Origin of the sequence: Pedobacter sp. Leaf194 (genome assembly GCF_001423945.1) — a bacterium.
Taxonomy (GTDB): Bacteria; Bacteroidota; Bacteroidia; order Sphingobacteriales; family Sphingobacteriaceae; genus Pedobacter.
Window position 1 is genome coordinate 123,635 of sequence record NZ_LMPU01000014.1, and the last position, 23,825, is coordinate 147,459.

Sequence of the window (23,825 nt, forward strand, 5' to 3'; positions counted from 1 at the left end):
ACCTTTGCACAATGGTAGATATCATCTTAAAAAAGGGCAAAGAAAAAGCAGCAATACAAAGGCATCCGTGGGTATTTTCTGGTGCTTTAGAGAAAGTTAAAGGAAAACCCGAAGATGGTGATGTTGTGAAGGTATTCGCCTTCGATAATGAATTTTTAGGTTACGGCTACTTTAACAGCAATTCACGCGTAGCCGTGCGTCTGCTGGAATGGGATGAAAAGCAGGTTATAGACAGGAGCTGGTATCAAAATCGTTTAAAACAAGCCATCGCTTCGCGGAAATTTATATTGACAGAAGAAACAAATACCTGCCGCCTGGTTTTCTCCGAAGCTGATTTTTTACCTGGCTTAATTGTAGATAAGTATGCTGATTTTTTATCCCTGCAAATTCTAAGTTCGGGTATTGAAAAGGTAAAAACCGACATTGTTGAAGTTCTTAGAAGCGAGCTTAATCCAAAAGGAATTTTTGATAAAAGTGATGCAACCGCTCGCGGGCATGAAGGTTTACCAATTGAAAACGGACTTTTGTGGGGTGAAAATCCACCAGAATTCCTGGAAGTAAAAGAGAATGGAATTGTTTACAACATCAATATCGCCGAAGGCCAAAAATCTGGTTTTTATTGCGATCAGCGTGATAACCGGAAAATTTTAGCAAGCTACACAAAAGGCAAAAAGGTTTTAGATTGTTTCAGTTATAGTGGAGGTTTCAGCTTAAATAGTTTGGCAAATGGTGCTGAAGCCGTTACCAGTGTAGACAGTTCTGCTTTGGCTATTGATACGCTGAAACAAAATATTGATCTGAATAAATTTGAGGCAGCAAAAGTAACTACCATACAATCTGACGTTAATAAACAACTCCGTGCTTTTAAGGATTCGGGAGAATTATTTGATGTTATTGTTTTAGATCCACCAAAATACGCACCGTCCCGTTCGGCATTAGATAGAGCTGCCAGGGCATACAAAGATTTGAACAGACTCGGCATGTTACTGCTAAAACCGGGCGGCTTGCTGGCTACATTTTCTTGTTCCGGTGCGGTTGATATCGAAACTTTTAAGCAAATTATTGCCTGGGCTGCACTCGATGCCGGAAAAGAAGTTCAGATTATAAAACAATTTTGCCAACCTGAGGATCACCCTGTTCGCATTTCCTTCTCTGAAGGAGAATATTTAAAAGGTTTGTTACTACGGGTTTTGTAAAATCGTCGAACTGTTTCGCAGGGTTTGTTTTCAGCCCTTTAAAAGCTAACTTTCAAGTTTTTCGTACTCGCCTTTAAAAGCATAATAACCGAAAATCATTAAACCTAAGCATATTGGGAAAAATATGAAAATGATGATGCTCCATTGTAGAATGGCGTTTGTCCGCTCGATTTCTGTATGCGTCAAACCAACTTTGTTTATCGCCTGAATAATTAAGAAAGTCATTGCAATTGGCCCTAAAGCAATCCAGCATAAACCCAAAAATCTTTTTATCGTGTTCATAATTTAATCGTTTAGCTTTTCGTCTCTTTTGTTCGATAAATAAATGGTTCCGATTACAAGACTTAATGCTGCAATGCCAATTGGATACCAAAGGCCTGAAAGTGGCGTAGAACCTTCAAAGCTTGCAATAAGTGTAGCAATAAACGGAACCAGACCTCCAAATACACCGTTGCCAATATGATAGGGTAAGGACATTGAGGTGTAGCGGATTTTTGTTGGAAAAAGTTCGACCAAAAATGCAGCAATTGGCCCGTAAACCATAGTGACCAATAAGATCTGAAAGAATACCAGTCCAACAAACTTCCAGAAAATTGGTTCTGGTAAAATCTTATTTTTAACTACTTCGGTTCCTCGCTGAAAAACTTTCGAAAGCGAAACAGTATCCGTTATCACCTTCGAATAACCAGAGCCATCTTTAAAAGAAAACTTGGTTTCTACAGTTCTTAGGGTATCGTTAGAGTTTGGCACGGCAACAAATACCGGCGAACCTTGAATCTTTGAAACCAGTTCATTTTTAGCAAAGTTTTCTTCACTGGTATCGCTTAGAAAGGTTTTGTAAATTGGCCTGTAAAAGATTATGCCTAAAAGCATTCCGATTAGCATAATCCATTTCCGCCCAACTTTATCACTCCAGGCGCCAAAAACCACAAAAAAAGGTGCGGCAAAAGCTATTCCCCAAAGTAGAATATACCTCGAATCGTTAAACTCGAGCTTGCATGTGTTCTCCAAAAACGATTGTGCATAAAACTGGCCGGTGTACCAGATAACGCCCTGCCCCATTGTAGCGCCAAAAAGAGCAAGCAAAACCATTTTAAAGTTAGCCTTATTATTAAAACTCTCTTTCAATGGATTCTTGGAAACCTTCCCCTCCGACTTTAACTTGGAAAACATAGGAGATTCATGCATTTTCATGCGTATATAAATCGAAACGCCAACCAACACAATCGACAGCAAGAATGGCACCCGCCAGCCCCAATCAGCAAAATTTTCGGCGCCCAAAATATTCTTGGTAATAACGATTATGCCAAGAGAGAGGAATAAACCGAGCGTTGCCGTAGTTTGAATCCAGCTGGTAAAAAAACCCCGCCTGTTCTTTGGTGCATGCTCTGCTACGTACGTTGCTGCGCCACCATATTCGCCTCCAAGTGCCAAACCTTGCACAAGCCTTAAAATAAGAACGAGAATAGGCGCCGCGTAACCAATGGTTTTATATGATGGGATAAGGCCGATAAGAAAAGTTGAGCCACCCATTAATACCAGAGTGAGCAGAAAGGTATATTTCCGGCCAATTAAATCGCCAAGCCGCCCGAAAACAAGTGCTCCGAATGGCCTAACAATAAAACCTGCAGCGAAAATAGCAAGCGTATTTATCAGCGCTGAGGCTCCGGCATCTTCAGGAAATAACTGATGCCCGATTATTACTGCTAAACTGCCGAAAATGTAAAAATCGTACCATTCTATCAAAGTTCCTAAAGATGATGCACCTATAACTTTGAAAATATTATTTTTCGGCAGTGTTTCGCTCATGTAAGTGGGAATATTTGGTTTTCTAAGATAAACATTTCGGCCAAAATTAATCAGAGGCAAACCGAACGATTTAAAATGTTACAAATAAAACATTTCTGCTGTAGTTTTGTATTTTCATACGGAAAACCAAACTTATGCTTTTAATACAGAATATTAGATTAACAAGAATATTAAGAAACACATGGAAGGTCGATTTAATTATGATTGCTTCCTGCTCTGCAGCTTACTTCGTCAGGGCTTATTTAATTGCCCATCATTTTGAAATACCAACCATTATACCAACCGTTTTAGGAACTGCGATAGCATTTTTTATCGGTTTTAATAATAACCAGGCATATGACCGGTGGTGGGAGGCTAGAAAAATATGGGGCGCTTTGGTTAACGATTCCAGATCTTATACCAGGGCCTTAATTAATTATGTGGATGGAGAAGATGTTATCGTTAAACGGATGGTTTGCCGACACATCGGTTTTCTCTATGCTTTAAAAGCCAGCCTTCGCGGAGCGGTAGATGAAATTCACACCAAATATTTAACGGAAGAAGATTTAAAAGAAATTGCAAAGCACACGAATGCGCATAACGCACTTTTAAACATACAATCCCGAGATTTACAAATACTTTCAAAACTCGGCGCAATTGATGGTTTTCGCTTTATGGAAATTAATGAGATGTTAACCCGCTTTTCTGATTCGATGGGGATGAGTGAGCGCATTAAAAACACAATTTTCCCAACAACATACAGCTATTTAACAAAAGTTTTTATCTGGTTATTTGTGGTAACGTTTACTTTGGTTATCAGCCAGTCTGCAGGTATTTCGTCCATATTTTTAGGCTGGTTAATTGGCTTTGTCTTCGTATCAACCCAAATAAACGGAATGAGTTTGGTAAATCCCTTCGAAAACAATTCTGCTGGTGTGCCTTTAAATCAAATTACCAGAACTATCGAAATTAATTTGTTGCAAATGCTCGAAGAACAGGATATCCCTGAACCGGTAAAGCCAATTAACGAAGAGTACGTTCTTTAGCGCCGGGAAATTTTTTGCCGATAAAAATCAGCAGTAGAGACAGCAGCCAAAAGAAAATTACAATCATCGAAGCATTAATGAGCGCCTTGGTATAGCCCAGGGTTACCACATCAATAAAGGGATAAGGATAATTATGGACATAATATCCTCTTATCAGGATGAAGAATATATAAAGCATTGGATAAATAAGCCATCTGATAGCAGAGCTATATCTTAAGCCAGATTTCTCGACAAAGAAAACCCAGAACACGAGAAAAATAAGTGGCGAAACAACGTGCAATAGTTCATCAGATACACGGGCCCAGCCAACCGGCGACAAAAGACCCCGCAACAACAGATTGTAAATTATGGCAACAACCAGAATGTATACCGTAAGCGCTGTGGTGGTTGATGTTTTTGAGAAAAAAATCCCAATCCTTCGCTTAGGCAAAAACGATACAACTGTAAAGCAAATTGCTACCAAAAGGTTTGTTAAAATCGTGAAAAACGAGAGCAGCAGCTTAATTGTCGCAACGTAATCGCCATTGGCTAACTTTAAACTAACCTTAAACTGGATTAGCAAAGCGAGCCAGACAATTAGCGCTGAGAAAATAGTAAATGCCTTTTTAGCGGAAATATCAGCCATAAATTAAGTTAGGTAACGATTGCCTGCAATAAGGCTTCCAATTATGCAATGCTAAAACCTATTCCTTAGGGGAACTTCTAAGTTTTACTGGTTTTTTACTGTTCTTCTTCATTTTCAAATTCAGCATTTCTACTAAAACCGAAAATGCCATTGCAAAATAAACGTATCCCTTCGGAATGTGCTGGTCTAATCCTTCAGCAAGAAGTGAAACGCCTATCAACAATAAAAACGACAGCGCCAGCATTTTAACCGTAGGATGGTTGTTAACAAAATCACTTATTGCCCCGGCCGAAAACATCATAATGATAACCGCAATAATAACCGCAGCAATCATGATTTCGATATGGTCAGCCATGCCAACTGCGGTAATTACAGAATCTAGAGAAAAGACGATATCGAGCAGTAAAATTTGAACAATAGTTGCCCAAAAAGAATGTGCTTTACCGCCACCTTCTACATCTTCTTCACCCTCCAGTTTGTTATGGATTTCGTGTGTACTTTTATAAATAAGGAATAATCCACCAACGATTAGAATTAAATCGCGGCCAGAAATTGCAAGTTTCTCAAACCATTCGCCGTTGGTAACCCCAACCCAACTGCCGATGTTAAACAAAGGTGTGGTTAGTGTCATTATCCAGGTTAACGATAGCAACAATAAAACACGGGTAATCATAGCAAGGCCCAGCCCCAACTGCCTGCCTTTTTTTTGCTGATGAGTCGGCAGTTTTCCTGAAAGTATGGATATAAAAACAATGTTATCAATACCCAGAACAATTTCTAAAACAGTTAGGGTTAGTAAAGAAATCCAGGCTTCCGGTGTTGCTAAAAAATCCATAAAAAATTATAAGTCTGATAGGCGAAGATATAAAAAAACCTTATCCAAATTAACCAACATAGAAAAATGCCTGATTGTTTCTACTTCCCTGAATTTATAATTTCATTCTTAAGCTTTGAATCAAAATCCACAGTTTGCGCTTTGATTTTCTCTACCTCATCCGTAAAGGAAATTGCACTTATTGCCTTAATTATTTTACCGTTGCGGCCAACAAGAATATTTGAAGGGTAACCATGGTTAATATTAAACTTTCGAATTTCGTCTTTTGTTAAGCAAACTATTTCATATTTAAAACCCGTTTTTCTTTGAAATTTTCTGGCTTTCTTGCGCTCGTCATAAGTAATGGCGATGAACCTCACACTGTCTTTTTTATACTCCTCAACGAACTTATTTAGCGTTGGCATTTCTTTAACACAAGGCGGACATTCCTCAAACCAGAAATTGATTACAACAATTTGATTTTGTAAGTTCTTTTTAGAAAAAAATTTTCCGTTTAGTGTTTCGCCCGAAAAATCAGGCAAAACTTTTCCAGTCAATTCTTCAAAAAAAGTCTCCTGGGTGGCCCACTTAACGGGGGCATTTTGCGCCCTCGCGTAAAAAGCAAGAAAAATAAAAGTGATGTACAGGCAATGCTTCATTAAGTTAAATATAAAAAAAGTCCTGCCAAAACAACTGGCAGGACCTGATATTGTGTATTACCTGAAAATTTTATTTAAAAGTTACAGCACCATATTCGGTTTTGATGTTAACGTTAGCGGAACCGCCGCTGCCAATTTTGCCGCTATATTTTTTGTTTTCATCATCATCACTAACCAGCTTAGATGAAACGTTTGAGCCATATTTAAAGCCCGCATAAGTTGTAGAAATGTTGAAGTTTGCGTTGTAATTGCTTCCAAACCCAAGGCCTATGCTTGCATACTCACCCGTAAAGGTAAAGTTTCTGCAAGCTGGCGTAATCTCATTCACACTTAAGCGGTTGTAATCCATATCAATTAACGCATCGCCATTTAGGCTGCCCACGGTAACATTGGTATACTCGGTTTTAAGTGAAAGTTTACCAACACTGGCAAGTGTTAAACTGCTGTAACTTTGTTTAATAACGGTATTTCCTTTTATGCTATTAATGTTAACCTTCGCATATTCGCTGTTAAGCAACAAATTACCAGCTATGCTGCCAACAGTTAAACCAGCTCCGTATTGAATTTTAATATTTGCTGATTTTGATATCGTGTTAACATTTACCGGAACATATTCGGCATCTAATTGCAGGGTACCAACTGAGCCAATGTTAACGCCACCACCGTATTCATGCTTAACCACGGCCGCATTTAAGTTTTGCACCGTCATTTTGCCATATTCTACAGATAGGTAATTGTTGCTATTGGTTAAATCACCCGCAGTTATATTACCATATTGCACTTTCAACGATGTTGGTCCCGAGAAATCTCCGAGGTCTATACTACCATATTCCTGTTGAGCGCTTAAAGCATTTACCGAAGGCATGTAAACAACATAATTAACTTTAATTTCCCGTCTCCAGGTGGTTACGCCGTTTCTTAATTTCCGGCCATAATTACCATCTCTATCGCCCATGTTTGTTTTAACTGAAACCAGATCTCCGGATTTATTGGCGTCGATACTCACCTCATCAATCAGCTTCTGAACATCTTTATCAGAATTGCTGTAAGCTTTAATTTCCACATCAATTTTAACCTCTTTTCTATCCCAGGTTTTAATGCTCATTGAACCGTACTGGTTGTTAAGGCTTATCTTGTCGCTATTATCTACGCTAAAAGTTTTGCTAAAATTTTTGGTCCGTTCTGCATCACTGCCAGTTTCAATGTTAATCGAACTGCCAATAACAGCATTTATTTTAGTATTTGTTACGGTATTTACTGCATAAGTTTCTGCAGGTGCAACGGCCACAACTTGTTGGGCATTTGCTTTTACGGCGATGAAAGCCACAATGGCTAAAATAATTTTTATTGTTTTCATGTGTTGTTAATTTTAAACATTTAGCCGCTCAAAACCTGCCGACCGGTTCAGAGCAAAATAAATGTGGTGAGCGCATGTTTACTATATCTGATTAACTTTTTTGTAATCGTCAACCTGATTAATAATCAGCAATTGTTGTTTTAATAAGTTTAACTGTATTTCCCGGTTTTTAACCATTGCCTTTACTACAAACACCTGGTTTGGCGTGGTAGGCAGCTCGGCTTTTAACCTTTCATAATCTTCATCAAGTTTCTTTAAATCATCAGTAAACTTTTTGTATAAATCCGGATTTGCAGAGGCAAAAATTGCAAGGCTATCCCTTTTTTCAGTAATCAAACTTGCAAACTGAATTTCTTTTTGTGCTGCCGCAGCGTTAACATCTGCGATTTCTAAATCGTGATTTCTCGCCTTTCCTGCGTAAAGCCAAACTAAACCGAAAACAACTACTATAGCCGCCGCTGCACTCATCCATAAATACAGCTTTACCGACTTTTTTTCTTTCTTCTTGCTGTCCAGCCCAGTTTCAATTTTTGCCCAAAGGCTTGCCGATGGCTCGAAAACATCGAAATCTTTTCGATTTTCCTTAACAAAGGTTTCTAATCTATTATTCATCGCTCATCCCTTTCAATTCTAATATGCCTTTTAACTTTTTCTTCGCCCGCATGTATTGTGTGCGGCTCGTATTTTCACTAATTTTTAAAATATGTGCTATCTCTTCATGGTCATAGCCTTCCAGCAGATACAAACTTAATACCACCCTGTAACCATCTGGCAGCTGTGTAATGGCTTGCCTAATCTCACCGGCCTGCAATTGCATCTCATACTCATCGGCGGTAACCTCATCCGGTACTTCCGATATCTCATCAGTACTCACAAATTCAAATTTCCGCTTGCGGAGGTAGTTAATCGATTTGTTTATCACAATTTGTTTTAACCACAATCCGAAGGTAGTTTCCTGCCTAAAATCTACAATTCTGGTAAAAGCATCCAGAAAAGATTCCTGCAAAACATCTTCCGCCTCTTCCTCGTAATTCAAAATCCGCAGGGCTACATTATACATCGCTTTCGCATACAGTTTGTACAAGTCAAACTGTGCTGCTCTGCTGCCACGCATGCACTCTTTTACAAGTTCCAGGTTTTTATCTACGTAAACGGCTTCCAAAATTTCGAATTCTGATTATAAGACATAGGGGATTTTAAAACGTTGCATCAAGGTATAAAAAAAACCAAAGAAAGTTCCAGATGCCCGCAAAAGGCCGGATTTAATAATTAGAAAAGCAAATACACTGCTTACTTGGCTACATTAGTCCCGCTTTTGGTACAATACTTTTTATCAAATAACCTGTTATAGGATGCAAATTCGCTGCAAAAAAGTATTTTCCCGCCAATCGGGTTTATTTAACAACGGTTAATTGCCAAAACCAAAACCTTTCAATTATCAAAAAATGTTATTAAAAGGAGGTATCAATTCATCATAAATTTGAAATCCCTGAAACAAAGAATTAACTTCATACCATGGAAACCGATTTAATAATCTCTAATATAAATGCATTACATAACAAGGCAAACTCTGCTTTAGAAAGCAAAGATTTGGCTACTTATTTATCAATTTTTGATAATTCGCTTACCTACACGCAGGCAGACCAAACCAAGCTCGATAAAAGCGCATTTGCAGAAGAGGTAAGAAAATATTTTAGCAGAACCAAAAGAATTGAAACAAGTCAGTACAGAATAAAATCATCCCTCGAAGGCGATGTTTTCACAGAAAAAGTTGCCCGGAAATCAATTAACATCAAGCCAAAATTATTGCTGTTCTCCAAAAAACAAACCATCCAAACAGAAGAAATTTTTCATTGGCGAAATACCGGCAATGAATGGAGCGTTGTTGCTGTCGAAGTCGTTTTAGAAGAGAAATATTAATGTCTGCGAACCATTTTTAGTACCGGGCTTTGACTAAAAAAAATCGTTAAATCTTCCCTGCCTAACTTTAAAACAAAATCGGTATTTTTGCCGCTTAATTTAGAATTACAAATATGTTAAGAACAGTAACTTGCGGTGCATTAAGCCTTCAAAATTTGGGCGACAGTGTAACCCTGTGTGGTTGGGTACAAAAATCAAGAGATTTAGGCGGCATGACTTTTATAGACATTCGCGATCGTTATGGTATTACCCAGTTGGTTTTTAACATGGATGATAATCGTTCACTTTGCGAAGCCGCCCGTACCTTAGGCCGGGAGTTTGTAATTAAAGCAACCGGTACAGTTGTAGAACGGAGCAATAAAAATCCAAAAATGTCAACCGGTGATGTGGAAATCAAAATTTCTGCACTAGAGGTTTTAAACGCTGCAAAATTGCCACCATTTCTAATTGATGATGAAACCGATGGTGGTGATGAGTTAAGGATGAAATACCGCTACCTGGATTTGCGCCGTAACCCGGTTCGCAATAACCTGGTTTTGCGCCATAAAATGGCTCAGTCTGTTCGCCGTTATCTCGATGCCTTAAACTTTATCGAAGTAGAAACGCCGGTTTTAATAAAATCTACACCGGAAGGCGCCAGAGATTTTGTGGTACCAAGCCGTATGAATCCCGGCGAGTTTTATGCTTTGCCCCAATCGCCGCAAACCTTTAAGCAACTGCTTATGGTTTCTGGCTTCGACAGGTATTTCCAGATTGTTAAATGTTTTAGAGATGAAGATTTAAGGGCCGATCGTCAGCCTGAATTTACGCAAATTGATTGCGAGATGTCTTTTATCGAACAAGAAGATATTCTAAACACTTTTGAAGGTTTAATTCGTACGCTTTTTAAAGAAGTACGTGATTACGACTTGCCGGAAGTGCCGCGTATGCAATATGCAGATGCCATGCGTTTATATGGATCTGATAAACCGGATACACGTTTCGACATGAAGTTTGTTGAGCTTAACGATTTAGTAAAAGGCAAAGGGTTTCCTGTGTTTGATAACGCCGAACTGGTTGTAGGCATTAACGCAAAAGGCGCCGCAAACTACACCCGTAAACAAGTAGATGAACTTACAGATTTTATAAAACGACCGCAAATTGGCGCCACTGGCTTAATTTATGCCCGCCACAATGAAGATGGAACAATTAAATCATCTGTAGATAAATTCTTTGGCGAACAAGACTTGAAACAATGGAGTGAGGCATTTAACACTGAAAAAGGCGATTTAATTTTAATCTTGGCCGGTTCAACAGATAAAGTGCGTAAGCAGCTGAACGAGCTTCGCTTAGAGATGGGCAACCGTTTGGGCCTACGCGATAAAAATACATTTTCGGCACTTTGGGTTTTAGATTTTCCGCTTTTAGAGTGGGATGAAGAAACTGAACGTTACCATGCAATGCACCATCCTTTCACATCGCCAAAACCGGAAGATATCGCGTTGTTAGATACCGACCCGAAAAACGTTCGTGCAAATGCATATGATATGGTTATAAACGGAACTGAAATTGGTGGAGGCTCAATCCGTATCCATGATAGAGAATTACAGGCATTGATGTTTAAACATTTGGGTTTTAGTGCAGAAGAAGCGCAAAAGCAATTTGGTTTCTTAATGGATGCTTTCGAATTTGGTGCACCACCGCATGGCGGTATCGCTTTTGGTTTCGATCGCTTAACGTCAATTTTTGCAGGTTTAGATTCAATCCGGGATGTAATTGCTTTCCCAAAAAATAACTCAGGCAGAGATGTGATGATTGATAGTCCGAGTACAATTGACGACAAGCAATTGAAAGAACTTAAAATTAAAACCGATTTGTAAATTTCGTTTCGCATCACGAAATAGTGAAAATTACAAGTACGGACAATACACAAAAAAGCCACTTATCTTTACGTTAAGTGGCTTTTAATATTTTTATGGTTTATTATCTAAGCAATTAAGCTAGTAAGTTTCACTGTCTGGCGGAATACCATAATCAACAAATTTCTTAGCTTTTTGCTCTGTCTTCTTAGTAAAAAAACCTTTTACAGAATTAAAGATTGCTGAGATATGCTCTGCGTCGAGTGATTTTCCAACTTTTCCCGAAACCAAACCAACCGCAGCTTTAGTTAAAAAGCCAGCACCTCTAAATAAGGTTTTGTTCATAAACATCGGTAGCAACAAAGACATTGCGGTGCCGCTTAAATTTAGTTTATCATCAACCTTAAAAAGATTATTCGGCGTTGCGTACCTTTTTATAAGCGAGCCAAGCGTAAACTGATGAAGAAAATTTTTCGCATCGGCCTTGAGCATATTTTGCTTTAGCGTATACTCTACTTTCAGTTCCAGTTTTTTGGCCAGCAAATCATCAAGGTTTCTTACTGTTCTATAACTTCTCATCCTCTTCCTCCTTATCTGCAAGTTTATCAAAATACTTTCTTATGGCAACGTTTATAATTGCCTTTTCAATGTATTTATCTTTGGTTAAATAGACGATTACAGCCAATAGGATATAGATTAGAGAAACACACCCAAAACCTCCTGCGTAACTGTTCAACACATCCGAAAGGTAAAGTGCGAGTGTTACCGAGCCAAATAAAAAAGCCAGTATAAAGCAAACAATAACCGCGGTACTGGTTACTAAATCAGCAAATATTTTCGATGCCTTTTCTAAGAGATAAAGCCTTGTGTACTCTACCCTGGCTTCTAAAAAGCCCTTGGCATCATCTACCAGATCTTCTAAACTTTTATCTTTATTTTCCTGCATAATTCAGATGAAATTTAACCGGATACCCAAAGTATCCGGTTAGTTATATTTTGTTATGCGTGCTCTACGTCGTCACTATATTCTTCCTCTACACTTCTCAATTTCGTTTTAATAGAATCAACAACCTTATCTTTTAAGCTTGATAAGTTATTGATTTCATCAGCAGCTTTATCCCTGATAGAATCACCAAGATCTTTAAGCGATTGACTTAACTTGTCGCGGGTTTCATCACCTTTTTCAGGCGCAAACAAAATTCCTAAAGCAGCTCCGGCAGCTAATCCCGCTAATAGGGCAACTACAACTTTCGAGTTATCATTCATAATTAATGTATTTTAAGGGTTTAACATTTACAATATAACTGTCCTATATTATTTTATCGTTAAGCTATAAATTATAACTCATTATGCTCGTTATTTGTTTTAATTCTTTCCAATCTTTCTGATGCGAGTGTACTGGTTTCGTAAATTTTAATGAGCAGGATAAAATAGGAAAGTAGCAACGGGCCGAAAACCAGCCCTAAAATTCCGAATAAAGGAATACCAATAATTACGCCAATTACCGTGATGATGGGGTGAATGTTGCCAACTTTTTTTGCAATAATAAATCTCAGCACATTATCGATATTGATAATAACTACAAAGCCGAAAATTAACATTGCCCAACCCGCAAAATTATTTCCATTTGCAATTTGCAATATTGCCGCCGGAACGAATACTACCGGAGGCCCCAAAACGGGCACAAAGGAGATAAAAGTTGTTATCACCCCCCAAAAAACCGGATCTTTGTAGCCGAGAACATAAAAAGATAAGCTTACTAAAGAGCCCTGTACCAGACAAATCAATCCCTGCCCCAGAACATTTGCGTAAGTTGTATTCCGCATTTCATCGCCAAAACGCAGTGCATTCTGTTCTCTGAAAGGTGCATATTTTATCAACGATAATTCGAATGTTTTTCTTTCGATTAACATAAAGTACAATAAAAAGAACATCACCAGCAAACTGAGTATAATATTTACAGCACTGGATATGAGCGAAGGGAAAAGTTGCGTTGCCCAGTTTCCGATTCTATTCATTCCATCCTGAATGAGGCTTTCGTTTATCTTTACAGGAACAAGGTGCTGCAGCTTAACCAGTAAATTTTTAAAAAAAATCTCATTATTTCTGAGTTCAGATATTTTGCTGATAACCATGCTGCTAAGTGCATAAAAGGGGAGCACTATTAGGATGATACAAATAAATATCAGAAGTATAGCGGTTAACCTCTTGTTCCATCCTTTAATTTCAGCCAGATAAATGTAACCCGGACGCATTATTGTGTAGAGCACAAGCGTACTTAAAATTGCACTGAAGATTCCCTGAAGTGAGTAAGCGATCAATAAGCCAAGCGCAATTATAATAACAAGATTAATGTTGTTGCGCTGCTTGTAAGAGAAAACCGACATAATAAGTTATTGGTATTCTTTAAATAGCAAAAAGGAGTATTTTGTTTGATTTTAAATGATTTATTCCAAGCCCTGGATTTGAATTGCTTTGATCTTATTATAAAGCGTCTTTCTATCAATATTTAAAATCTGAGCTGCCTTTGTTTTGTTGAAGTTTACCTCCTTTAATACCCGCAAAATGGCGTCGTATTCGGCTTCCTGTGCGGCGTTTTTTAAATCTTTTGGCTTATCTGAAAACTTAGCTTTAACTTGATCCAATATCTTATCTCCGTCGAAATCTTTGGCATAGTTAGCAAGCTCCAGTGGCAAAACATCAACCTGAATTTCATTACCATTGCTCAACAAGGCTACACGCCTAACTACATTCTTCAACTCGCGAACATTACCGGGCCAGCTATAATTTAAAAAGCAGTTTTTTACCCCTTCAGAAAAGCCTTTGATATCTTTACTCAGCTCTTCATTTGCAATAGCTAAGAACTTGTTTGCAAACACTAAAATATCTTTCCCTCTTTTCTTTAAGGATGGAATGTGTATCGAAAATTCGTTGAAACGATGGTACAAATCCTCACGAAATGTACCTTTCGCTATATTTTCGACCAGATTTTCGTTTGTTGCTACGATAATTCTAACATCCAAATCAATCTCTTTAGTGCTGCCAATGCGTTTAACTTTACGCTCCTGAACCGTTCTCAGCAAAGTTGCCTGAATTTCGTAAGATAGGTTTCCAATTTCGTCTAAGAAAAGTGTACCGCCATTAGCCTGCTCAAAATGGCCAATGTTAGTATACAGCGCCCCGGTAAATGAGCCTTTTTCATGACCAAAGAATTCACTTCCGGCGAGCTCCCTGATTAGAGAACCACAATCCATTGCAATAAAGGGCTTATCTTTCCTTAAACTATTCAGGTGGATTGTTTTCGCTACATATTCCTTTCCTGTACCACTCTTGCCTGTTAAAATGATACTGTAAGATGTTGGTGCAATAAGCTGGATCTGTTTCAGCAATGTTGCCGATACTTCACTCTGCGCGTCTATATAATCGGTATGGTTAGCGTACTCTGGTTCTGATTGCGAATTGTTTTTGTTTGATGACCCTACTTTTTCATTGAGTGCCCGCTGGGTTTTGAGCGCTTTATTAATGGTATTTAAAATCTCATCAGGATATAATGGCTTGGTAATGTAATCGTATGCGCCCAGCTTGATAAACTCCACAGCTAACTTAATGTCCGAATAGCCAGTGATTATAATTACGCCGGTTGTTGGGTAATTTTCTTTAATTTTAATGAGTATCTCACGCCCGTCCGTATCATCAAGCCGGTAGTCGCACAGCACCAAATCAAAGGTATCTTTAGAAAGAATATCCATAGCGGAACTACCCGTAATTGTATTAGCGACATCGAAGCCATTCCTAGTCAAAAATTTTGATAGCAAAAGCCCAATATTTACTTCATCGTCTACAATTAATATTTTCTTTTTAATGTGTTAGGACATTGGAGTACATAAGTAAAGAAAATATTCCTTATTGGGAAATTTTTTCTACACTTTGGCAAAATACGCTCGAATTAATCAGACAAAATGTTATCTGCCAGAAAACAGCGGCTTTCGTTTTTCCGAAAACGCTGATACACCTTCTTTAAAGTCTGCCGTTTCAAAGCATTTTCCAAACTCCTCAATTTCCGTTGCGTAGCCATTATCTCCATTTAATGAGGCAATAACCGCCTTAATGGCCGCAGCTACAGCAAGTGGCGCTCGTTGTTTAACCGCATTCAGTATTTCTTCGGCTTTGCCGATTAATTCTGCCTGTGGCACCACGTAATTTACCAGTCCAATTTGTTCGGCAACGGCGGCCGTAACCATATTGGCAGTGGTTATCATTTCTATCGCCTTTCCTTTTCCAACCAATTGTGTTAGGCGTTGCGTGCCGCCGTAGCCCGGAATTAACCCCAAAGTAACTTCGGGCAAACCCAATTTTGCATGTTCTGCTGCAATCCTGATGTGGCAGGACATTGCTAACTCGAGTCCGCCGCCGAGTGCGAAACCGTTAACGGCAGCAATAAAAAGTTTGGAAGAATTTTCAATGGCATTAAAAACAGTTTCGTGGCCATGCCTTGCCAATTCTTCTCCTTGTTTACCACTGTAATTTGAGAACTCTTTAATATCTGCGCCGGCAACAAAGGCTTTTTCTCCTGCTCCGGTAATAATAACGCCACTCACATCTTCACTTTGTTCGGCATAAGCGATTACATCAGCCAGTTCGCTCAGCGTTTCTTTATTTAAGGCATTTAATGCTTTTTCCCGATTTATGGTAACGTAAAGAATGTTTTCTTTAACTTCTGATAATAGATTCTGATATGCCATAACTTAAAAATTTCTGTTTTCTGTAACCCAGTTTTTAATGTATTCTACGATACTAGCCATCGTTGTGCCTGGCGGAAACAACTCACCAACGCCCAATTCAGCAAGTTTCTGTCTATCTCCTTCGGGAATAATTCCTCCACCTGTTAGCAAAACATCATCAAGTTGTTTTTCTTTCATAAAATGGATGATTTTTGGAAAAACTGTCATGTGTGCGCCAGACAGGATGGAGATTCCAATAGCGTCTACATCTTCCTGCAGTGCCGTGTTTACGACCATTTCAGGGGTTTGGCGCAAACCAGTGTAAATTACTTCCATTCCAGCATCCCGAAGTGATGTAGCGATAACTTTAGCGCCCCGATCGTGGCCATCAAGCCCAACTTTTGCCACTAAAACACGAATTGGGCGGTTTAATATTTTGCTCATATTGAATATTAAGTTGGTGTAAATGTATCGATTTTGCAATTCAAATTAATCATTAAGCAAAACAACCAGAATTGCACTAATATTTTTACATTTGCATTCCTAATTTACAGGTTTTTATGAGTGAAGAGAAGTCATTGAACTTTATAGAAGAAATTGTTGAGAACGACTTAAATAGTGGCAAGTATGAAACCTTGGTTACGCGTTTCCCGCCAGAACCTAATGGTTACTTACACATTGGCCACGCGAAAGCGATTTGCTTAAACTTCGGACTAACACAAAAATATGGTGGCTACACAAATCTGCGTTTTGATGATACCAACCCGGTAACAGAAAAAACGGAGTACGTGAATAGTCAGCAGGAAGATATTAAATGGTTGGGTTTTAACTGGAAAAACGAGTTGTATGCATCAGACTATTTTGATGAATTATATTCTTTTGCGGTTAAACTAATTGAAAAGGGCATGGCTTATGCTGATGAAAGCGCTGCAGACGAAATTGCATCTTTAAAAGGTACGCCAACAGAACCTGGTCAGGACAGCCCATACAGAAATCGAAGTGTATCAGAAAATCTGGAGCTTTTTACCAGAATGAAAAACGGCGAATTTGCCGACGGGGCTTATACCTTGAGAGCGAAAATAGACATGGCGAGCCCGAACATGTTAATGCGTGATCCCATTATTTACCGCATAAAACATGCAGCGCATCACCGTACAGGAAATAAATGGTGCATTTATCCAATGTATGATTTTGCGCATGGGCAAAGCGATAGTATTGAACACATTACGCACTCCATTTGTACCTTAGAGTATGTTTCGCATCGCGAACTTTACGATTGGTTTATTGAGCAGTTAGAGATTTTTCCATCTAAACAATACGAATTTGCACGTTTAAACCTTACTTCGACAGTAATGAGTAAACGGAAATTATTGCAACTGGTAAACGAAAACCTGGTAAGCGGCTGGGACGACCCACGCATGCCTACAATTTCGGGCTTACGCAGAAGAGGATTCACTCCAAAAAGCATACGCGAATTCTGTGAGCGTATCGGTATTGCAAAACGCGAAAATTTAATAGAATTAAGCCTGCTCGAATTCTGTATCCGTGAGGATTTAAACAAAACCGCAAATCGTGTGATGGCCGTTTTAGATCCAATAAAATTAATCATTACCAATTACGAGAAAGGTACGGAAGATTTAACAGGAGAAAATAACCCCGAGGCAGAAGACGGCGGCGGCACACGAATTATCCCTTTTAGCAATGAGCTTTGGATAGAGCGTGAAGATTTTATGGAAGTTCCGGCAAAGAAGTGGTTCCGTTTGGCACCTGGAGCAATGGTGCGCTTAAAATTTGCCTACATCGTTAAGTGCGAAGATTTTGTGAAAGATGAAAGCGGAAACGTTACAGAGATTCACTGCGCCTATATTCCAGAATCAAAAAGCGGTAACGATACCAGTGGCATCAATGTTAAAGGTACCATCCATTGGGTGAGTGCAGCACATGCAAAAACTGCAGAAATTCGCTTGTACGACCGATTATTTACATCAGAAACCCCAGATGCCGAGGAAGGCGATTTTAAAGATTACTTAAATCCAGAAAGCCTAACCGTTTTGCCAAATGCCTACATTGAACCTGCTTTGGCCGATGCTGATTTGGATGGACGTTATCAGTTTATCCGCAAAGGTTATTTCTGCCTTGATAAAGATTCGACAACAAATAAACTGGTTTTCAACAGAACGGTTACATTAAAAGATACCTTTAGAAAACCAAATTAAAATTTCAGCATTTTAAATGATACACACGGATGAGTTCGAAATTCATCCGTGTTTTTTTATGGCAATTTTTTTTGAGCAAACCGCCGTGAGGTCAAAACCTGATCAAATAATTCGCGTAGCATTTCAAATTCTAGATTGAAAAAATTAATACTTCGTGTAAATATTGTAAAGCACCAGAATATCAACAGGCGTTAACGTTTTACTGATGTCAGATTGAATAAAGTGAATCTTAAAAGCTTCTATTGCGGCAGGCAAATTCGCGGTATTGTAACCGATATATTTAAGCGCTTTTTCTGTATCGAAATCTACCGGTGGGTTCTTCAAAATGTTATCATACCAGAAACCAAAACCTTTATCGGCTAACTTTTTCCACGGGAAATTTTTGGGGTCGTTCTTTCGTCCAGGCGCAATATCGGCATGCCCTATAAAATTTGCTGTTGGAATGTTATAAGTTTTTTTAAGGGTTGCCAGTAATTTAAGCAAACTGTTAATCTGCGCATCTTGCCACACATCGCCAACGCCGTTATTATCCAGCTCTATGCCAATCGAGGATGAATTGAGATCGGTGTCTTTTCCCCACTTACTAACGCCGGCGTGGTTTGCACGCAGATAATCATTCACCATATGAACAACCTTTCCATCGCGGCCAATAACATAGTGTGCGCTGGTTCCGGCTTTGGTAGAATGAAATGTTTTTATCGTTTGGTTTAAGCTATCCTGAGCAGTATGGTGTATAACTACAAAATTTGGTTTCCGGATACCAAAATTTACAGAACCAATCCATTGTTGGTTTGCCGCATTTACAGAATCGTAAAGCTGACCTTCAGGCGGAGTCGCCAGAATTATATTTGAAAAACCTTTAGCTTTTTCTTTATAAACTTTCTCGGTGGCCGCATATTTGGCTGTACTACAAGACGAAACAAAAAGCGTGAAAACAATTACTGGTAGGAAGTAGTTTTTTACTGGGTTTAATGCTGACATAACTGTTTTATTTAATGCAATGAAGGTACAAAGTTATGCTAAAGTTCATCCTTTGCATCAAACTTTATACAAAGCTTTCAAATTTTACTAATTTAGTGGCAATTTACATCAACAATGAAGAAACCATCCAAAGCAAATGGCCTGCTAACCGCAATAGCATTATCAGCAGCACTATTTTCAGCTTGCACAAATACATCAAAAACAACAGATGGAAAATCTGCCAATGTAGTTCAAAAAGATAGCCTTATAAATTATGTTGCCCAACGGTTACCAATTTATGAACGGGTTAAATTATCTACAAACCTAAATCAGCTAAGCATAAACGATAGAAAGGTTTTACCACTGCTCATCCAGGCGGCCGAAATTATGGATGACCTTTACTGGAAGCAAGCTTACCCTCAGCGAGACAGCTTACTTGCATCAATTAAAGATGAAAAAACCCGTGATTTCGTAAACATAAATTATGGCCCCTGGGATAGATTGAATAATGATAAACCATTCGTTGCAGGCATCGGCGTAAAACCAGAGGGTGCATCTTTTTACCCGTACGGGATAAGCAAAGCCGAAATTGAAAAATCTACTTTGGCCGATAAGTTTGGCGCCTATTCTGTTATTCAGAAAGATTCTGCCGGCAAACTTACCACAGTTCCATACCACATTCTTTTTGCTGCTGAACTACAGAAAGCTTCGTCATTACTAAAACAAGCTGCCTTAATTACGGAAGATGCCGGATTGAAGAAATACCTTAATCTAAGGGCCGATGCTTTAGTTACAGACAATTTCACAGCCAGCGACTACGCCTGGCTCGACATGAAGAGCAATGGCCTGGATTTAATTATTGGCCCGATTGAAAATTATGAAGACAAGCTTTTTAATGCGAGAACGAGTTACGAAGCGTACGTTTTAATAAAAGATAAAGAGTGGAGTAAACGCCTTGCGAAGTACGTAAAGTTACTTCCAGAACTGCAGAAAAATTTACCTGTTGCCGCAAAATATAAAACTGAAACACCAGGAACAGATTCTGAACTGAATGCCTACGACGTTGTGTACTATGCGGGTGATTGTAATGCGGGCTCGAAAACCATTGCCGTAAATCTGCCTAACGACGAAATAATTCAGCAGGAAAAGGGAACACGCCGTTCTCAGCTTAAAAACGCCATGCAGGCCAAGTTTGAGAAAATCTTAATGCCAATATCAAAAGAACTAATCGATGCAGAACAACAGAAATTTATAAAGTTCGATGCATTTTTTGCCAATGTGATGTTCCATGAAGTGGCGCACGGATTAGGCATAAAAAAAACGGTAACAGGAAAAGGGTTTGTACGTGCCGCATTAAAAGAACAATATAGTTGGCTGGAAGAAGGTAAAGCCGATATTTTAGGCTTGTATATGGTTACGGGCTTGCTAAAAAAGGGCGAATTAACAGGCGACATAAAGAATTATTACACAACATTTATGGCCGGTATTTTACGGTCTGTCCGTTTTGGTGTATCAGAAGCTCACGGAAAAGCCAACATGCAGTGCTTTAATTATTTTAAAGAAAAAGGTGCGTTTGAACGAACAGCAAAAGGCACTTACAAAGTTAATTTTGACAAATTTGCAACTGCGATGAATGATCTAAGTGCTTTCATCATCACTTTGCAAGGCAATGGAGACAAAGCCGCTGTTGAAAAAGCACAAAAAACCATGGCTATCATTCCTACAGAATTACAGTCTGATTTAGACAGATTGACTAGAAAAAATATACCTGTTGATGTTGTTTTCGAACAAGGTGTTGATGTTCTTGGTGTGAAATAGAATTTAAATTTATGACTAAAACATTAAGCCACAGCTCATCTGTGGCTTTTTTTTGTTCAAAAAAGTACTTGTTTAAAAAACTGTGTAACCTTTTTAAAAAACGGTCGTCTTATTAATAACTAAACGTTGGAAGCCGTTCGTTTCCCAAACTAAGCTTTAAATAGTTAGCAATTTGATTAAAATGCATTTAAATGCGTTATGGAAATCTTTTGCCAAATTTTTAAACAAATAAGCCTTAAACCAATGAACACATTTTACAAAATTGCACTAGTAATTACAGCCGTATTCTCATCAGCGAGCATTTTTGCGCAAACCACAACAAAAACCAATGTTACCGGGACCATCCTTGATGAAAATAAAAAACCTGCAGACTTTGTGACTGTAGTCTTGTTAAAAGCAGCCGATTCGAGCGTTATTAAAACAGCATTGACAGACCAGAATGGAAGTTTTGGTTTTACAGTTTCTGCCAAAGGCGACTATTTTTATAAAGCCAGCAACATGGGTTACAAAACAATTAAGAGTAAAGTAATTTCCATATTAAATGAAAATCAGAAAGTAGACTTTGGCACCGCTCAGCTGGTTTCAGCTACTCAAAATTTAAAGGAAGTTACCGTAGCCATAACGAAACCGCTAATCGAAAGGAAAATGGATAAAGTTGTTATGAACGTTTCGAGTAGTGCTGTTATGACTGGCTCTAATGCCCTGGAGGTTTTGCAAAAAGCACCCGGAGTATCTGTAGATCAGAATGATAACATTTCGATGCAGGGAAAGCAAGGCGTTTTGATTCAGCTTGATGGAAAGCAGACCTACATGAGCAGTGCAGATGTAGCAAATTTACTTCGGAATATGCAGAGCTCTGAGATTGAAACTATAGAATTAATTACCAATCCATCATCAAAATACGATGCCTCGGGCAACTCTGGTATCATCAATATTAAAACAAAGAAAAGCAAAAGTGGTGGTACTAATGGGAGTTTAAACGCAACCGCCGGATATGGTAAAAATTTTCGTGGAAATGCAGGCTTAAACCTAAATCACAGAACTCAGAAACTGAACCTTTTTGGCAACTACAATTACGGCAACACAGAGCGGCAGAATTTGATAACTATAGATCGAATCTCTAATGGCACACCAGATACTTATTTTATGCAGGCGGGCGAAAGCAGGCGGAAGCAACAAAACAACAATTTTAAAGCGGGTATAGATTATTTCATCGATAAGAAAAATACAATCGGCTTGTTGGTGAACGGGTATTTTAACCATGGCACGGAAGCATCAATGAATAATACTTTAATTGGCCCCTCGTTTCAAAAAGTCGATTCTTCGCTGGTTTCAAACAGTCTCCAAACCAATAAATACAATAACCTGTCTTACAATTTAAATTACAAATCAGTTTTAGATACCGCTGGCTCCGAACTTTCTGTTGATGTAGATTATTCGAAATATGACGGAAACGATGGTTCAGATTATGAGAATGATTATCGTTTCGCTAACGGCAACAGGATTCGTCCGGTTATTTATACCCGAAATAATACGCCATCTAAAATAGATATCAAAGCTTTCAAAGCCGATTATAATGTTGGTTTAAGCAAAACCGTTAAGTTGGAAGCAGGCGTAAAAAGCAGCTGGGTTAAAACTGATAACGATTTACAGGCGGAGGAATTGGTAAACAATAACTGGCAAAATGATGTTCGTCGCAGCAACCAGTTTATTTATGATGAAAATGTTAATGCGGCTTACACAAACATTAACAAACAATTTAAAAATACCAGTATACAACTTGGCCTGCGGGTTGAGCAAACCAATTCTAAGGGAAATCTTGCTACCACAAATACAATTGTAGAAAGAAGCTATTGGGACTTTTTTCCAACGCTGTTTGTACAACAAACGCTTTCTAAAAATAACCAGCTTGGCTTTTCCTACAGTCGCCGGATTGACCGCCCAAGTTACGATGCTTTGAACCCTTTCATTTACTACCTGGATCAATATACTTATAACAAAGGAAATCCATTCTTAAAACCTCAGTACACAAACAACGTTGAATTGAGCTATACTTTTAAACAAAAATATATGCTTTCGTTGGGTTACAGCAGAACAACCGACGTAATTACAGAAGTATTGTTGCCAGATGCGGCACAGAAAGCGTTATACCAAACGAACGAGAATTTAGCCAAAAATATCAGCTACAATGCAAACCTGAATATTCCTGTTCAGGTGGCTAAATGGTGGCAAATGAATAATAATTTAAATGTTTTCTACCTAAGTTTTGAAGCCCCTGATTTAGCAGGAACCGCGTTGAAGACAGGTAAAACATCTTTCCAGTTTAAATCTCAGCAAAGCTTTACCATCGTTAGCGGCCTCACTGCAGAACTAAATGGCAGCTACGAATCTCCACTGGATTATGGAACATTGCGCATAAAATCGCGTTACTCTATCGATGCCGGCCTAAGCAAATCGCTAATGAATAAAAAAGCAAGTTTGAAACTGGCTTTGTCTGATGTGTTTAATACTTATAAAAATGATTTGTCTAGCGGTTATCCGGGTTTGAAATATGATGTTCATCAAAAAAATGAAAGTCAGATTGCCAGAATAAGTTTCACTTATCGGTTTGGCAAGAATGAGATTAAACCTGCACGCAGACGCTCAACAGGAACCGAATCGGAACAAGGTAGAATGAAGAATTAGAGACCCGTTAAGCCTTTACTGGCTTCTCGGCTTAAAAGCCTAAAGAAAAAAAGGCCGGTGATTTAAATGAAGTGCACCCGAAAAGTTAGACAAATTTAATTTAATTAATAATATGATGAGCTCGGTATTTAACCGGGCTCATTCCTTTTAGATTAAGTTTGATTCTGTCATTGTTATAATTC

At 38.6% G+C, this 23,825-nt stretch carries 24 protein-coding genes; 7 read left to right on the forward strand and 17 right to left on the reverse strand.

What is annotated here, in order from left to right; all coding sequences use genetic code 11:
* Nucleotides 1-11 precede the first annotated feature (11 nt).
* Nucleotides 12-1,196 (forward strand): class I SAM-dependent rRNA methyltransferase, encoded by a 1,185-nt coding sequence (locus ASG14_RS19340; RefSeq protein ID WP_056872723.1) that lies wholly within the window; start codon nucleotides 12-14, stop codon nucleotides 1,194-1,196.
* Between the two features lie 45 nt (nucleotides 1,197-1,241).
* On the opposite strand, the gene ASG14_RS19345 is transcribed toward ASG14_RS19340, so the two are convergent.
* Both ASG14_RS19345 and ASG14_RS19350 read right to left on the reverse strand, forming a co-directional pair.
* A complete protein-coding gene (locus ASG14_RS19345) occupies nucleotides 1,242-1,478 on the reverse strand; it encodes a DUF6814 family protein (protein WP_056872724.1) in 237 nt (78 codons plus the stop codon).
* A 3-nt stretch (nucleotides 1,479-1,481) separates the two neighbouring features.
* Nucleotides 1,482-3,005: an MFS transporter gene (locus tag ASG14_RS19350; protein WP_056872752.1), complete on the reverse strand. Its 1,524-nt coding sequence runs from the start codon at nucleotides 3,003-3,005 to the stop codon at nucleotides 1,482-1,484.
* A 134-nt stretch (nucleotides 3,006-3,139) separates the two neighbouring features.
* On the opposite strand from ASG14_RS19350, the gene ASG14_RS19355 reads away from it, so the two are divergent.
* Complete coding sequence (locus ASG14_RS19355) at nucleotides 3,140-4,030, forward strand: bestrophin family protein (RefSeq protein ID WP_056872725.1); 891 nt, start codon at nucleotides 3,140-3,142, stop codon at nucleotides 4,028-4,030.
* On the opposite strand, the gene ASG14_RS19360 is transcribed toward ASG14_RS19355, so the two are convergent.
* The 6 genes from ASG14_RS19360 to ASG14_RS19385 all read right to left on the reverse strand — a co-directional run bounded on the left by ASG14_RS19360 (nucleotide 4,008) and on the right by ASG14_RS19385 (nucleotide 8,599).
* A complete protein-coding gene (locus ASG14_RS19360) occupies nucleotides 4,008-4,655 on the reverse strand; it encodes a Pr6Pr family membrane protein (protein ID WP_056872726.1) in 648 nt (215 codons plus the stop codon). The two genes, ASG14_RS19355 and ASG14_RS19360, sit on opposite strands and share 23 nt — an antisense overlap.
* 58 nt (nucleotides 4,656-4,713) lie before the next feature.
* Nucleotides 4,714-5,490, reverse strand: a complete 777-nt coding sequence (locus ASG14_RS19365) for a TerC family protein (protein WP_056872727.1) — start codon at nucleotides 5,488-5,490, stop codon at nucleotides 4,714-4,716.
* 80 nt (nucleotides 5,491-5,570) lie between these two features.
* Nucleotides 5,571-6,128 (reverse strand): TlpA disulfide reductase family protein, encoded by a 558-nt coding sequence (locus ASG14_RS19370; RefSeq protein WP_056872728.1) that lies wholly within the window; start codon nucleotides 6,126-6,128, stop codon nucleotides 5,571-5,573.
* A gap of 70 nt (nucleotides 6,129-6,198) precedes the next feature.
* Nucleotides 6,199-7,485 carry a hypothetical protein gene (locus ASG14_RS19375; RefSeq protein ID WP_235528626.1) on the reverse strand — a complete coding sequence of 429 codons (1,287 nt, stop codon included), beginning with the start codon at nucleotides 7,483-7,485 and terminating at the stop codon, nucleotides 6,199-6,201.
* A gap of 81 nt (nucleotides 7,486-7,566) precedes the next feature.
* On the reverse strand, nucleotides 7,567-8,097 hold the full coding sequence (locus tag ASG14_RS19380) for a hypothetical protein (protein WP_056872729.1): 531 nt from the start codon (nucleotides 8,095-8,097) through the stop codon (nucleotides 7,567-7,569).
* Complete coding sequence (locus ASG14_RS19385; RefSeq protein WP_056872754.1) at nucleotides 8,090-8,599, reverse strand: RNA polymerase sigma factor; 510 nt, start codon at nucleotides 8,597-8,599, stop codon at nucleotides 8,090-8,092. The genes ASG14_RS19380 and ASG14_RS19385 overlap by 8 nt, the downstream gene beginning before the upstream one ends.
* A 401-nt stretch (nucleotides 8,600-9,000) precedes the next feature.
* Between ASG14_RS19385 and ASG14_RS19390 the strand changes: the two genes are divergently transcribed.
* Nucleotides 9,001-9,405 (forward strand): DUF4440 domain-containing protein, encoded by a 405-nt coding sequence (locus tag ASG14_RS19390; RefSeq protein WP_056872730.1) that lies wholly within the window; start codon nucleotides 9,001-9,003, stop codon nucleotides 9,403-9,405.
* A gap of 113 nt (nucleotides 9,406-9,518) precedes the next feature.
* On the forward strand, nucleotides 9,519-11,264 hold the full coding sequence (aspS, locus tag ASG14_RS19395; protein ID WP_056872731.1) for an aspartate--tRNA ligase: 1,746 nt from the start codon (nucleotides 9,519-9,521) through the stop codon (nucleotides 11,262-11,264).
* Between the two features lie 120 nt (nucleotides 11,265-11,384).
* Here the strand turns inward: aspS and ASG14_RS19400 are convergent, their stop codons facing one another.
* From ASG14_RS19400 to ASG14_RS19430, 7 genes are all read right to left on the reverse strand, one after another.
* Nucleotides 11,385-11,822, reverse strand: coding sequence for a hypothetical protein (locus ASG14_RS19400; protein ID WP_056872732.1), 438 nt, complete (start codon nucleotides 11,820-11,822; stop codon nucleotides 11,385-11,387).
* Entirely contained in the window at nucleotides 11,809-12,189 is a 381-nt protein-coding gene (locus tag ASG14_RS19405; RefSeq protein WP_056872733.1) for a phage holin family protein, read from the reverse strand. The genes ASG14_RS19400 and ASG14_RS19405 overlap by 14 nt, the downstream gene beginning before the upstream one ends.
* 53 nt (nucleotides 12,190-12,242) lie before the next feature.
* Nucleotides 12,243-12,509, reverse strand: coding sequence for a YtxH domain-containing protein (locus ASG14_RS19410; RefSeq protein ID WP_056872734.1), 267 nt, complete (start codon nucleotides 12,507-12,509; stop codon nucleotides 12,243-12,245).
* A gap of 71 nt (nucleotides 12,510-12,580) precedes the next feature.
* Nucleotides 12,581-13,630 (reverse strand): AI-2E family transporter, encoded by a 1,050-nt coding sequence (locus tag ASG14_RS19415; protein ID WP_056872735.1) that lies wholly within the window; start codon nucleotides 13,628-13,630, stop codon nucleotides 12,581-12,583.
* Between the two features lie 60 nt (nucleotides 13,631-13,690).
* Nucleotides 13,691-15,106 (reverse strand): sigma-54 dependent transcriptional regulator, encoded by a 1,416-nt coding sequence (locus tag ASG14_RS19420; RefSeq protein WP_056872736.1) that lies wholly within the window; start codon nucleotides 15,104-15,106, stop codon nucleotides 13,691-13,693.
* A 99-nt stretch (nucleotides 15,107-15,205) separates the two neighbouring features.
* Entirely contained in the window at nucleotides 15,206-15,985 is a 780-nt protein-coding gene (locus ASG14_RS19425) for an enoyl-CoA hydratase/isomerase family protein (RefSeq protein ID WP_056872737.1), read from the reverse strand.
* A 3-nt stretch (nucleotides 15,986-15,988) separates the two neighbouring features.
* On the reverse strand, nucleotides 15,989-16,408 hold the full coding sequence (locus tag ASG14_RS19430) for a cobalamin B12-binding domain-containing protein (RefSeq protein ID WP_056872738.1): 420 nt from the start codon (nucleotides 16,406-16,408) through the stop codon (nucleotides 15,989-15,991).
* A gap of 116 nt (nucleotides 16,409-16,524) precedes the next feature.
* Between ASG14_RS19430 and ASG14_RS19435 the strand changes: the two genes are divergently transcribed.
* Nucleotides 16,525-18,180, forward strand: a complete 1,656-nt coding sequence (locus ASG14_RS19435; RefSeq protein WP_056872739.1) for a glutamine--tRNA ligase/YqeY domain fusion protein — start codon at nucleotides 16,525-16,527, stop codon at nucleotides 18,178-18,180.
* Nucleotides 18,181-18,324: 144 nt separating this feature from the next.
* On the opposite strand, the gene ASG14_RS19440 is transcribed toward ASG14_RS19435, so the two are convergent.
* Complete coding sequence (locus ASG14_RS19440) at nucleotides 18,325-19,161, reverse strand: N-acetylmuramoyl-L-alanine amidase (RefSeq protein WP_056872740.1); 837 nt, start codon at nucleotides 19,159-19,161, stop codon at nucleotides 18,325-18,327.
* A gap of 114 nt (nucleotides 19,162-19,275) precedes the next feature.
* Here ASG14_RS19440 and ASG14_RS19445 point away from each other — a divergent pair, with 114 nt between their 5' ends.
* Both ASG14_RS19445 and ASG14_RS19450 read left to right on the forward strand, forming a co-directional pair.
* The gene (locus ASG14_RS19445) at nucleotides 19,276-20,958 is read left to right on the forward strand and encodes a Zn-dependent hydrolase (protein ID WP_056872741.1); all 1,683 of its coding nucleotides are present in this window, start codon (nucleotides 19,276-19,278) and stop codon (nucleotides 20,956-20,958) included.
* Nucleotides 20,959-21,201: 243 nt separating this feature from the next.
* Nucleotides 21,202-23,643 carry an outer membrane beta-barrel family protein gene (locus tag ASG14_RS19450; RefSeq protein WP_162238755.1) on the forward strand — a complete coding sequence of 814 codons (2,442 nt, stop codon included), beginning with the start codon at nucleotides 21,202-21,204 and terminating at the stop codon, nucleotides 23,641-23,643.
* Between the two features lie 100 nt (nucleotides 23,644-23,743).
* Here ASG14_RS19450 and ASG14_RS20745 read toward each other — a convergent pair.
* Nucleotides 23,744-23,825 (reverse strand): IS3 family transposase (locus ASG14_RS20745; RefSeq protein WP_157275022.1); only part of this gene is annotated, 82 nt, incomplete at its 5' end.

Coding starts and splice junctions, on each gene's coding strand:
- ASG14_RS19340 (WP_056872723.1), top strand. CDS start 12: ATGGTAGATATCATCTTAAAAAAGGGCAAAGAAAAAGCAGCAATACAA.
- ASG14_RS19345 (WP_056872724.1), bottom strand. CDS start 1,478: ATGAACACGATAAAAAGATTTTTGGGTTTATGCTGGATTGCTTTAGGG.
- ASG14_RS19350 (WP_056872752.1), bottom strand. CDS start 3,005: ATGAGCGAAACACTGCCGAAAAATAATATTTTCAAAGTTATAGGTGCA.
- ASG14_RS19355 (WP_056872725.1), top strand. CDS start 3,140: ATGCTTTTAATACAGAATATTAGATTAACAAGAATATTAAGAAACACA.
- ASG14_RS19360 (WP_056872726.1), bottom strand. CDS start 4,655: ATGGCTGATATTTCCGCTAAAAAGGCATTTACTATTTTCTCAGCGCTA.
- ASG14_RS19365 (WP_056872727.1), bottom strand. CDS start 5,490: ATGGATTTTTTAGCAACACCGGAAGCCTGGATTTCTTTACTAACCCTA.
- ASG14_RS19370 (WP_056872728.1), bottom strand. CDS start 6,128: ATGAAGCATTGCCTGTACATCACTTTTATTTTTCTTGCTTTTTACGCG.
- ASG14_RS19375 (WP_235528626.1), bottom strand. CDS start 7,485: ATGAAAACAATAAAAATTATTTTAGCCATTGTGGCTTTCATCGCCGTA.
- ASG14_RS19380 (WP_056872729.1), bottom strand. CDS start 8,097: ATGAATAATAGATTAGAAACCTTTGTTAAGGAAAATCGAAAAGATTTC.
- ASG14_RS19385 (WP_056872754.1), bottom strand. CDS start 8,599: ATGCGTGGCAGCAGAGCAGCACAGTTTGACTTGTACAAACTGTATGCG.
- ASG14_RS19390 (WP_056872730.1), top strand. CDS start 9,001: ATGGAAACCGATTTAATAATCTCTAATATAAATGCATTACATAACAAG.
- aspS (WP_056872731.1), top strand. CDS start 9,519: ATGTTAAGAACAGTAACTTGCGGTGCATTAAGCCTTCAAAATTTGGGC.
- ASG14_RS19400 (WP_056872732.1), bottom strand. CDS start 11,822: ATGAGAAGTTATAGAACAGTAAGAAACCTTGATGATTTGCTGGCCAAA.
- ASG14_RS19405 (WP_056872733.1), bottom strand. CDS start 12,189: ATGCAGGAAAATAAAGATAAAAGTTTAGAAGATCTGGTAGATGATGCC.
- ASG14_RS19410 (WP_056872734.1), bottom strand. CDS start 12,509: ATGAATGATAACTCGAAAGTTGTAGTTGCCCTATTAGCGGGATTAGCT.
- ASG14_RS19415 (WP_056872735.1), bottom strand. CDS start 13,630: ATGTCGGTTTTCTCTTACAAGCAGCGCAACAACATTAATCTTGTTATT.
- ASG14_RS19425 (WP_056872737.1), bottom strand. CDS start 15,985: ATGGCATATCAGAATCTATTATCAGAAGTTAAAGAAAACATTCTTTAC.
- ASG14_RS19430 (WP_056872738.1), bottom strand. CDS start 16,408: ATGAGCAAAATATTAAACCGCCCAATTCGTGTTTTAGTGGCAAAAGTT.
- ASG14_RS19435 (WP_056872739.1), top strand. CDS start 16,525: ATGAGTGAAGAGAAGTCATTGAACTTTATAGAAGAAATTGTTGAGAAC.
- ASG14_RS19440 (WP_056872740.1), bottom strand. CDS start 19,161: ATGTCAGCATTAAACCCAGTAAAAAACTACTTCCTACCAGTAATTGTT.
- ASG14_RS19445 (WP_056872741.1), top strand. CDS start 19,276: ATGAAGAAACCATCCAAAGCAAATGGCCTGCTAACCGCAATAGCATTA.
- ASG14_RS19450 (WP_162238755.1), top strand. CDS start 21,202: ATGAACACATTTTACAAAATTGCACTAGTAATTACAGCCGTATTCTCA.